Source organism: Streptomyces hazeniae, assembly GCF_031845485.1.
Lineage (GTDB): Bacteria > Actinomycetota > Actinomycetes > Streptomycetales > Streptomycetaceae > Streptomyces > Streptomyces hazeniae.
The window spans coordinates 1-471 of the sequence record NZ_JAVREQ010000145.1 but is presented as its reverse complement, the minus strand read 5'-3'; the positions used below and the strand labels follow the sequence as shown (position 1 = coordinate 471).

Below are 471 nucleotides of genomic sequence, written 5' to 3'. Positions count from 1 at the left end.
GCGTGGTGCAGATGCTTCATCCAATTGGCGCGCAGGTCGATCTTGCGTGTGGGAGACAGGTTCAGGAGGCGGTCGATGGCGCGGGTGGCGTTGCCGAGGTGTTCGAGTAGCGACGGCCCATCGGGGGCGAGCGACGCGAAGACGAACCCGCCGTAGTCGTCCACCCGCGGCGCCTGCGCCAGGCCCAATTCGGCGCGCAGCTCGCGGTAGGTGTCACCGTAGCCCTCACGCATCGGAACACCTTGCAGTGCACCGGTATTGCTGAAAGTCCAGCCGTGGTATGGGCACCGGAACGAGTTGGCGTTGCCGATCTCGGCGTTGCACAGCTTGTTGGCACGGTGGGTGCAGCGGTTGAGTAGCACCCTGACGACGCCGTCCTTGCCGCGCACCACCACGACGGGGTCATGGCCGATGAATCGCGTGAGGTAGTCACCTGGCTCGCTGACCTCGCTCTCGTGGGCCACATAGACC

General features: G+C 65.4%; 1 protein-coding gene. It reads right to left on the bottom strand.

The features are described from left to right. Positions 1-471: aromatic ring-hydroxylating oxygenase subunit alpha (locus tag RM572_RS29030; RefSeq protein ID WP_311676340.1), on the bottom strand; the 471-nt coding region annotated here is incomplete at both ends.